This is a genomic window from Microcystis sp. LE18-22.4A (genome assembly GCF_027531105.1).
GTDB classification, from domain to species: Bacteria; Cyanobacteriota; Cyanobacteriia; order Cyanobacteriales; family Microcystaceae; genus Microcystis; species Microcystis aeruginosa.
Genome location: NZ_JAPZRB010000548.1, coordinates 1 through 9,908, shown reverse-complemented (window position 1 = coordinate 9,908; position 9,908 = coordinate 1). Strand labels below are relative to the sequence as shown.

Annotated in this window: 7 protein-coding genes and 2 pseudogenes; 4 read left to right on the top strand and 5 right to left on the bottom strand. The window is 43.0% G+C overall.

Annotation, left to right across the window (positions count from 1 at the left end):
• The first annotated feature begins 549 nt into the window (after positions 1-549).
• The 3 genes from O9295_RS23540 to O9295_RS23530 all read left to right on the top strand — a co-directional run bounded on the left by O9295_RS23540 (position 550) and on the right by O9295_RS23530 (position 5,711).
• A complete protein-coding gene (locus O9295_RS23540) occupies positions 550-2,130 on the top strand; it encodes a photosystem II high light acclimation radical SAM protein (protein ID WP_288035730.1) in 1,581 nt (526 codons plus the stop codon).
• A 42-nt stretch (positions 2,131-2,172) separates the two neighbouring features.
• Positions 2,173-3,684 carry a WD40 repeat domain-containing protein gene (locus O9295_RS23535; protein WP_288035729.1) on the top strand — a complete coding sequence of 504 codons (1,512 nt, stop codon included), beginning with the start codon at positions 2,173-2,175 and terminating at the stop codon, positions 3,682-3,684.
• Positions 3,685-3,830: 146 nt separating this feature from the next.
• Positions 3,831-5,711, top strand: a complete 1,881-nt coding sequence (locus tag O9295_RS23530; protein WP_002737004.1) for a DNA-directed RNA polymerase subunit gamma — start codon at positions 3,831-3,833, stop codon at positions 5,709-5,711.
• A gap of 40 nt (positions 5,712-5,751) precedes the next feature.
• On the opposite strand, the gene O9295_RS23525 is transcribed toward O9295_RS23530, so the two are convergent.
• From O9295_RS23525 to O9295_RS23515, 3 genes are all read right to left on the bottom strand, one after another.
• On the bottom strand, positions 5,752-6,168 hold the full coding sequence (locus tag O9295_RS23525; RefSeq protein WP_079205988.1) for a RidA family protein: 417 nt from the start codon (positions 6,166-6,168) through the stop codon (positions 5,752-5,754).
• Between the two features lie 125 nt (positions 6,169-6,293).
• Positions 6,294-6,797 (bottom strand): HEPN domain-containing protein, encoded by a 504-nt coding sequence (locus O9295_RS23520; protein ID WP_288035727.1) that lies wholly within the window; start codon positions 6,795-6,797, stop codon positions 6,294-6,296.
• Positions 6,787-7,902 (bottom strand): DUF262 domain-containing protein, encoded by a 1,116-nt coding sequence (locus tag O9295_RS23515; protein WP_288035726.1) that lies wholly within the window; start codon positions 7,900-7,902, stop codon positions 6,787-6,789. The genes O9295_RS23520 and O9295_RS23515 overlap by 11 nt, the downstream gene beginning before the upstream one ends.
• Before the next feature lie 90 nt (positions 7,903-7,992).
• Between O9295_RS23515 and O9295_RS23510 the strand changes: the two are divergent.
• Positions 7,993-8,180, top strand: a pseudogene (locus O9295_RS23510) (helix-turn-helix domain-containing protein); the annotation flags it as partial.
• Here the strand turns inward: O9295_RS23510 and O9295_RS23505 are convergent.
• Both O9295_RS23505 and O9295_RS23500 read right to left on the bottom strand, forming a co-directional pair.
• Positions 8,178-9,389: a ParA family protein gene (locus tag O9295_RS23505; RefSeq protein WP_288035724.1), complete on the bottom strand. Its 1,212-nt coding sequence runs from the start codon at positions 9,387-9,389 to the stop codon at positions 8,178-8,180. The pseudogene O9295_RS23510 and the gene O9295_RS23505 overlap by 3 nt on opposite strands.
• Before the next feature lie 10 nt (positions 9,390-9,399).
• A pseudogene (locus tag O9295_RS23500) lies at positions 9,400-9,771 on the bottom strand (hypothetical protein); the annotation flags it as partial.
• Between the last annotated feature and the right edge of the window lie 137 nt (positions 9,772-9,908).

Here is a 9,908-nt window from a genome sequence, read left to right as displayed (position 1 = left end):
TGCGTCGTCCCATGATTGAAGCTTCCGAAAGAACCATCGGTGTCACCCAAGCGCGGGGAACCCATACACAGGTACTAGGAATTAAAGTTTAACCTAAGACGCAAGTGGGAAGTGGGAAGTGGGGTGTAGGGTGTAGGGTGTGGGGTGTAGGGTGTAGGGTGTAGGGTGTGGGGTGTAGGGTGTGGGGTGTGGGGTGTGGGGTGTGGGGTGTGGGGTGTGGGGTGTAGGGTGTAGGGTGTAGGGTGTAGGGTGTAGGGTGTAGGGTGTGGGGTGTGGGGTGTAGGGTGTAGGGTGTAGGGTGTAGGGTGTAGGGTGTAGGGTGTAGGGTGTGGGGTGTGGGGTGTGGGGTGTAGGGTGTAGGGTGTAGGGTGTGGGAAGTGGGAAGCTTTTCAGTAAACAGTAATCAGTGAACTGAAAACTCACATCTGATAACTGATAACTGATAACTGATAACTGATAACTGATAACTGATAACTGCCAGACAAGCCGGACAAAGTTAAGTTATATTAAGATTACTCAGAATGCGTCCTCGTCCCATTCAGAAATCTCATGACTCAACCGCAAGCGCAACGCATCCTCTACGTTAGACTCCCCTGTAACCCCATTTTCCCCATCGGTGTCGTTTACCTTTCCGACCACGTTCATAAACTATTCCCCGACATCGAACAAAGGATTTTTGACCTTGGCACCGTCCCCCCCTTAGACTTTAACCAGGCACTCGATCGCTGTGTTGACGAATTTCGGCCGACCCTGCTAGTATTCTCCTGGCGGGATATTCAAATATATGCCCCCGTCGGTGGTCGCGGTGGCAATCCCCTGCAAAACGCCTTTGAATTTTACTACGCTAAAAACCCCCTAATCAAGCTGCGAGGTGCTTTAGGAGGTTTAAAGGTGACGACAGCCTACTACGGCGAATTATGGCGCAATCAGGGACTAATTCGCCGAGGGTTGCAGCGGGCAAAAAAATACCATCCCGAAGCGCGAGTTATCGTCGGGGGTGGTGCCGTCAGTGTTTTCTATGAACAACTAAAAACCAAACTGCCCATAGGAACAATTGTATCAGTGGGAGAAGGGGAAACCCTGCTAGAAAAATTCCTCTCCGGCCGGGACTTTAGCGATGAACGTTGTTATGTCGTCGGAGAAACCACACCCCGGCCGCGTTTAATCCACGAATCCCCCACCCCCTTAGAAAAATCCGCTTGTAACTACGACTACATCGCCAGTATTTGGCCGGAATTTTCCTACTATTTCCAAGAAAACGACTTTTATATCGGGGTACAAACCAAGCGCGGCTGTCCCCATAACTGCTGCTACTGCATCTATACCGTCGTCGAAGGGAAACAAGTACGCATTAATCCTGCCGATGAAGTAGTTAAGGAAATGCGCCAATTATACGACCGCGGCATTCGCAATTTCTGGTTTACCGATGCCCAATTTATCCCCGCCAGAAAATTTATCGACGATGTAGAAGAACTATTAGAAAAAATCCTCGATACTGGGATGAAAGATATCCGTTGGGCTGCCTATATTCGTGCCGATAATCTCACCCCGAAACTGTGCGATTTAATGGTAAAAACAGGCATGAACTACTTTGAAATTGGTATCACCAGTGGTTCTCAGGAATTAGTCCGCAAAATGCGGATGGGCTATAATTTGCGGACAGTTCTGCAAAATTGTCGGGACTTAAAAGCGGCCGGTTTTAATGATCTGGTTTCGGTAAATTATTCCTTTAATGTTATTGATGAAACCCTGGAAACTATTCGTCAAACTATCGCCTATCATCGGGAATTAGAAAACATTTTTGGAGTCGATAAAGTGGAACCAGCCATCTTTTTTATCGGACTACAACCCCACACCCATCTAGAAGAATACGCCTTCAAAAAAGAAATTATTAAACCCGACTACGATCCCATGAGTTTAATGCCCTGGACAGCCAAAAAACTGCTCTGGAATCCTGAACCTTTGGGGTCATTCTTTGGCGAAGTTTGTCTGCAAGCATGGCGACAAAATCCCGATGATTTTGGACGGGAAGTGCTGAAAATTTTGGAAGCAAGACTAGGGAAAGCCGATTTAGAATCCGCTTTAACCGCACCGATAGAAACTAAGGAAAAAGTCTTAATTCCTGCTTAAAAATTAATTTTAGTCAATCCCAAGGCAGCAATTAGCGTTACCATGAGTCTGAAATCAGGAGATGATCAAAATTCCTTTACTGGTAACTGCAAAATGACCGACCATCGCCCCCATTGGCTAGAATTAGCGGAATATATCGCCCTAGTATTAACCCTGCTTACCCTTATGGCCATGGGTGCGGGGTTTTTGCCTTTGTTCCTCCTAGTAGTGACTTTCGGGTTGAATATTCTCAATCGTCTCCGAGAAAGAACCCTACAACGTCAACGCTTAACTGAAATGACCGGTCATTTACAGAGTCAGTGGGAAGAAGAAAAAGAAGCTTTATCAGCACAAATACAGTCCCTCAGTCCCGCGGTGGCCAGGGATAACGCCCGTGCGGTCGCAGAATTAGAGGAGAATATTCTCGCCCTCGAACAGTCCTACAATCAAATTATTCAATACATCAACCGTAACGCGCTGCTGGAACGCATCGAACATCTGGAAAAATCCTACGGTCGCTTACACAGAGAGATTTTGCCGATTAACGAAGAATCGGCGGATATTAGCGCAACAAAAGCGGAAAATGAGCCACAAATCACCCTACCCGCCCTTAATTTAACTCCTACTTCCCCCCCCGTCGATATACCCCATTGGCACTATTATCGCCGTCTGACCGCCCATCGGGAAATGATCACGGCGATCGCAATTACCGAGGATCAACGGTTTTTAATGAGCGTTAGTTGGGATCGTACCCTAAAAATCTGGGATTTTGCGAGAGGAACCCTGATTAATACGGTTGAAGCTCATGATCAGGGCATTTTAGCCCTAGCAGTCACCGGAAACGGCGATTATCATCTAGCGACGGGAGGATTCGATCAAACCGTTAAATTATGGACTTTAGCCAGCGATGCCAATAATCTGGAATTAAATCAAATTTTCCTCGGTCATCTCGGTTCGATTCACGGCCTAGATTTTGCCCCCCGTTGGCATTTTTTGGTTAGTGGTAGTTACGATCAAACCCTAAAACAGTGGAATTTAGAGCAGGAAACCGAAGAATTTAGTTCCTATGACAGTCTGGGGGCAATTTATGCCCTAGCAGTGGCTCCTAATCAAGATTTTATCGCCGCAGCTGGAGGTGATGGCACTGTCACCCTCTGGCAATTAGGATCGGGAGAAAAAATCGCCGTCTTATCAGGTAACATTTCTTCGGTGCAGAGTCTTGCGATCGCTGCCGATGGTCAGATTATTGCCGCCGGTTGTGTGGATGGTACGGTGAAAATCTGGCAATACGATCGAGAGAAAAGCGGTCATTTTGCGCCAATTCGGGTGATCAATGCCCATAATGGTCAGGTGACAAGCTTGGTATTCGGAGAGGAGGGTCAATGGTTATTTACGGGGGGAACCGACGGAGAGATTAAAATCTGGTTAGCTAATTATCAACAGGCGATCGCAACTCTCAGCGCCACCAATGGGCGATCATCGCCAATTTCCAGTTTAGTTCTCAGCCCCGATTATTGCCACCTAGCGGCGGCGGCGGCCGACGGCAGCATCACCATCTGGGAAAATATCACTTAATGGTCGATCGAACTAGAAAAATTGTATAATGTAATGTCCCGGACTCGGTCGGGCCAGTTTGACCCGAAGAAAAAGTGACTGAGTTAACTGTCGTTTCTGCCCAATAGTTGTCAACCCAGATCATTACCCATAGTAAAAAATTCAGAATGAAGACTCCAACAGATCAAAGATTTGATTACGTCAAAATCGGTTTAGCGTCCCCCGAGAGAATTCGGCAATGGGGAGAAAGAACCCTACCTAACGGTCAAGTCGTCGGAGAAGTAACCAAACCAGAAACGATCAACTATCGGACTCTTAAACCGGAAATGGATGGGTTATTCTGCGAGAAAATTTTTGGCCCCTCCAAGGACTGGGAATGTTGGTGCGGTAAATACAAACGCGTCCGTCACCGGGGGATTGTCTGTGAACGTTGCGGGGTAGAAGTCACCGAGTCCCGGGTACGTCGTCATCGCATGGGTTTTATCAAATTAGCTGCCCCTGTCACCCACGTTTGGTATCTCAAAGGTATTCCCAGTTATCTCAGTATCCTGCTCGATATGCCCCTGCGGGACGTGGAGCAGATCGTCTATTTTAATGCCTATGTGGTTCTCGATCCGGGTAACGCGGGCAATCTTAGTTATAAACAACTCCTCAGCGAAGATCAATGGTTAGAGATCGAAGAAGAAATCTACGCGGAGGATTCGGAATTAGTCGGTATTGAAGTGGGTATCGGGGCCGAGGCTATCCAAAGACTCTTACAGGAAATTAACCTGGAAGAAGAAGCGGAAAGACTGCGGACGGAAATTGTCGAAAGTAAAGGGCAAAAACGAGCAAAATTAATTAAACGTCTCCGGGTAATCGATAACTTTATCGCCACGGGTTCTCAGGCAGAATGGATGGTTTTAAGCGTAATTCCCGTGATTCCCCCCGATTTACGCCCGATGGTGCAGTTGGACGGCGGCCGTTTTGCCACCTCTGACCTGAACGATCTCTACCGTCGGGTGATTAACCGCAATAACCGTTTATCCCGTCTGCAAGAAATTCTCGCCCCCGAAATTATCGTCCGTAACGAAAAACGGATGTTACAGGAGGCCGTCGATGCTTTAATTGATAACGGTCGTCGCGGTCGCACGGTGGTGGGGGCCAATAATCGCGCCCTGAAGTCTTTATCGGATATTATCGAGGGTAAACAGGGGCGTTTCCGTCAAAATCTCCTCGGTAAACGGGTTGACTATTCGGGACGTTCGGTTATCGTTGTCGGCCCGAAGTTGAAGATCTATCAATGCGGTTTACCCCGGGAAATGGCGATCGAATTGTTCCAACCCTTCGTTATCCATCGTTTAATTAAATTAGGCATCGTCAATAATATCAAGGCAGCCAAGAAAATGATCCAACGGGGGGATGCTAATGTTTGGCACGTCTTGGATGAAGTGATCACGGGACACCCGGTGATGTTAAACCGCGCCCCCACCCTGCACCGTTTGGGCATTCAAGCGTTTGAACCGATACTGGTGGAGGGCCGGGCGATTCAGTTACATCCCCTCGTCTGTCCCGCTTTTAACGCTGACTTTGACGGGGACCAAATGGCCGTACATATTCCCCTCTCCCTGGAGGCACAATCGGAAGCGCGCTTATTGATGTTGGCCTGTCATAATATTCTCTCACCGGCGACCGGTCGCCCGATTGTTGCCCCTTCTCAGGATATGGTTTTGGGTTGTTATTATCTCACGGCCGAAAATCCCAAGGCCCAAAAGGGTGGAGGTCGTTATTTCGCCAGCATGGATGACGCTATTCGCTCTTTCGATCAGGGATTGGTGGATCTGCACGCTTCTGTGTGGTTGCGTTTACCGGTCGGAGAAAAGGTGAAAACCAATAAACCCGATGAGGAAGTCCTGGAAACGGAAACTCTCCCCGATGGCAGCATCTGGAAATATTATCGGGAGCGCAAAACCCGGGAGAAGGATGGTGAGATAATTTCTCAGTATGTGCGTACTACTGTAGGGCGAATTATCTACAATAAGACGATTCTAGAGGCTTTGGTGGTCTAGAGAGAGATTAGGTTAGGGTGGGCATTGCCCACCTTAATTTTTAGGCTAAAGCGGCAATACATTCTATTTCCACTAGCACATCTTTGGGAAGACGGGCCACCTCCACACAGGCCCGGGCCGGGGCAGTTTCCGGGGGGAAATAACGGGCATAAACTTGATTCATCGCCCCGAAATTGGCTAAATCCGAGAGAAAGACGGTAGTTTTCACCACATTTGACCAATTAGCCCCAGCAGCGGTTAAAATGCCCTCCAGATTGGCCATAACTTGTTCGGTTTGGGTGCTAATTTCCCCGGAGACGATTTCACCCGTGACGGGATCTAGGGGAATTTGTCCCGCAACAAAGAGAAAAGGACCAGGAGCGGCGATCGCTTGATTATAGGGACCCACAGGGGCCGGAGCTTTATCAGTACGGATGACCTGATTATTCATGGGCAGGATAGTTAAAAAAGATGACATTGAATCAATTGAATATTTTCCCAGTTTTTCGATCGCTTGCAGTTAATTTTCGCCGGTTAGGGGATTTAATTTTGACTGATTGTCTTTGTCGAAGGTGCGCTAAAAGCGATTGTACGAGAAATAAGTCAACACTTATGACGCTGCAATTCTGCATCTAACTCTGTTAACAAAGCATATATTCTATCAAAATCATGTTTAGTTTTAGAAGGAGCGTCATAGGTTCTCAAAGTACCTTTAGTATGAGTATGAGCCGCTCGATTGCGACTTTTCTTTAGATTAACAAGATCACCTTTTAAAGCACTAATTTTATCAGTTTTTTCTAACTTTTTTTCAATTTTTTCTAATGTTGCTAAACCAATAACTATCATCAACATTTTTCTAAAAGCTTCATATTGAAAGTTAGAGTTAGGCTTAATAATCTCGTCTTTGATGAATTTTTGGTTAGCTGGGGACTTTAAGCATCGTTTAGCACATCTTAAAACTATATCATCCATAGTTTCCTCGATCCAGCCACATAATTCTATAAGAGCTAGTTTAGAATAAAAAATTTTTTTATCATCAGTTGTAGAGTCATTATAGAGTTTATCAAGCCTGTTTAGCGTCTTGAATAAATAACTTTTAGTAATCATTACCAGTAGAAGTAGATGAAAAAATTTTGATAGATGTATTAATTCTCTCTAAAGCCTTATCTTTTCGATACATACCACCAGATAAATTTTTAGTTAAAAATGGTTCAGATTTTATTAATCTAGAATACTTGTCTTGTAATTCATCATTGGAGAGATTGACTAAAGTATCTAAATTTTTGGCAACTCCTAACAGAATTCCCTCAGCAATAACTTTACTGGTTTTGAGAGGTTCCTCTTTGAAGATTCTATCATAAATCAAGTCAACAGTTTGCTTAAATAATTCATCTTTATCTTGAATAAAATCTTCATGAGCCAATCTATGTTTATGCATATAATCATTTAAAAATCCGGTCAATTTCCCCTTGTAGTTCTGATATCCATCATAAAAAGCAAAGAAACGAAGAACTAATTCTTCATCTTCAAATCGAGATGCTTTTTTCTGCTTTCGATCCATCAGCAAAAGCCAGTTTTCATATTGAGCGCATTCTTTTAAAAAAGTATTAAACTCGCCATTATAGATACAATTTCTGATCTCCTGATTATTAAGTTTTACTCCACCGGTATTTAAGCGATGGAAAATGTTAAAAATATAATTATTATGAGTTTTTTTGCTGGAGTCGTAGCGAATCATGGTGATGGGAATAGTCATATTTTCTACGCGTTCATATAATTCTTCATGCTGAGTTTTTATTTCCTCAACTGTTTTTCCAGAAATAGACGAATCTACATCAGCTAATTTTGATAGCTTCCAATTTTCAGTAGTTAAAAATTTGACGATGGTACTAATTCGTTGTAATCCATCGATGATATAGCGTTTATCTGTCTTATAGTCAAGACTAATACACATACTAGGAATCGGTAACTGTTTCATTAAACTATCAATAAAACGAGTTTGTTGTGGATCAGTCCACACCACATCTCTTTGAAAATCTGGATCGATAACCAATTGTTTTTTTTGATACATTCTAACTAGATCAGAGCAGGATCGCTGCTCATTGTAAGCAATAATATCTACAGGAGGAAAATCCACATCATCTTCTTCCTCTAGATACTTTTCTTCTTCGGCTGCTAGTAATTTCTCTTCTTGACTGAGATAATTAACCATAATTTTTATCCCTCCTAATATTGCCAATTCAAAAATGAAACGCACGACTCCTTAAGAGTTGACAGAAAAAGGCTCATCAGGTACTGTCTGATCAATACAACAACAGATCAGACCCAAAAACGAAGCCGCCAACATCTTAACATAGAACAAAGAAACTTGCTCTACCAACTTGGTCAAGAGGGAAATTTATCTCAACGGCAAATGGCAGCTGGGATGTCATCAAAGCACTACCAAAGCGAGAATTAAGAAGGAATCAAGGTTCCCTCGGATGCTATCTACTGAAAATTGGTATCTTCATCGATTAAGTTAGCAATGGGAGTATAATAATCCAGTAATCCAGTGACAGGATAACGGTCTGCTAGAGCGATCGAGGGAATATAAGGTATGATTAGATAGTCTTCTGAATCTATATCTAAATCATGATCGGTAGTTTCATCTATATCTATATTTTTGTCAATATCCTTTTGTAAAATTTGCCAAGCATGAATAACTTTAGTTATTCCCGTATCACTTAAATCGGGAACGGGTGAAAAAACAAAATTAAGCGAAAGTCGGCCAAAAGAAGTCAAAGATTGCAAAAGAAGCTCGATTCCTTTTTGATTTTGTTCGTTAGGAAATAAAAAAATAATTGCTTCGTTGGCTGCCTGTAGTAAAGATAAAGCTCCCCATTCATTGATTCCAGTACACGAATCTACTAAGATAAGATCAGGTTTTAACTGATTTTGAATCTCTCGACTAAAAGTTGACCAGAGTGTTTCCCCATTATCGAGAATTGTTGTTGCTCGCAGATCATCAACTTTAGCAATGTAATCAAGACTCAAATAACCCGCAGGAACAATAAATAGTCTTCCCGTTGCATCGGGAATATTAACTTCTCCAAATATTTTAGTGATATTAATCTTTGCTTCTACACCTTCTGGTAAATAGGATTTTTCATAAAAATAGTCCACAATTCCGTATTCCGGTAAGGGATTTAAGGGAAAAGCTGTGCTTAACCCCGGTGCTTCTAAATCCAAGTCAACAGCTACTACTTTACGACCTCGCATCGCTAAAATCCAAGCAACATGAATTAAAGCAGTTGTCCTACCTACTCCCCCTTTAAAAGAATAAAAAGTTACGGTTCTAGGAAGACAAAGTTCAGGAGAAGACGGTGATTGATTTTGTGGATTAGCTGACCACAAGGCTAAATCTTGCCAAGTGTGAATTGATTTTGCGTCCAGAAGTTGTGGAGCTTTTAGATCGAGAGAGGCTGCCTCCTGAATAGTATATAAAGATATAAAACCTAAAAATTTATACTGTTGTTCTATGTCATTTTTAACCGCTTCTCTTCGCTGAGTTGTTGATAAATTTTCAAACTTATCACTGACGATAGTTATATTCAAAAGTCCAGCAGTAGATACATTGAGATCAACCCATTCTTGTGCTTTTTTCTGCACATATATATCTGTTAATTTTTGTTTCAGTGATCTTAACCAAGTTTCTGACATAACTATCTCCTTAAAGTTGAGTAGCTTGTTTCTGAAGCCATCTTGTCAGACCTGTATAAGCTGATAACCACTCTTTGTATTTATCGTCATTCGGCTCACTGCTGGAATAACGCATATCTATAAAATTTTGACTAGGGTTTTCTACCGGTTTTTCTACTATATTAATCCATTTTATCACGTCTGGATAATTTTGAACTCTCGAATAGAGACGATTATTACTTTTTAGAGCAGCTGTCAAACTGTGACCCGGATTAGTTATGGTATGTCCGGGGTTATTGGACTTAGTTTTCCATTCTTGACTGGATACCGAAGCTAAGATCATAGATTTCAGCAAACATTCGATCGTAATACCTCCAAAGTGCATAGCAGCTATTTTCCGGTTCTTCGTTACTTAGTATGGTTCGAGCGGGGGGCATAAATCGACTAAATCCTTATCTGGCAATAGATTTAATTGATTAGTTCGCTCTAGCTCGAAAATAATTGACAAAAATCGCCAAATGTCTTTCTCTATAAGAGTTT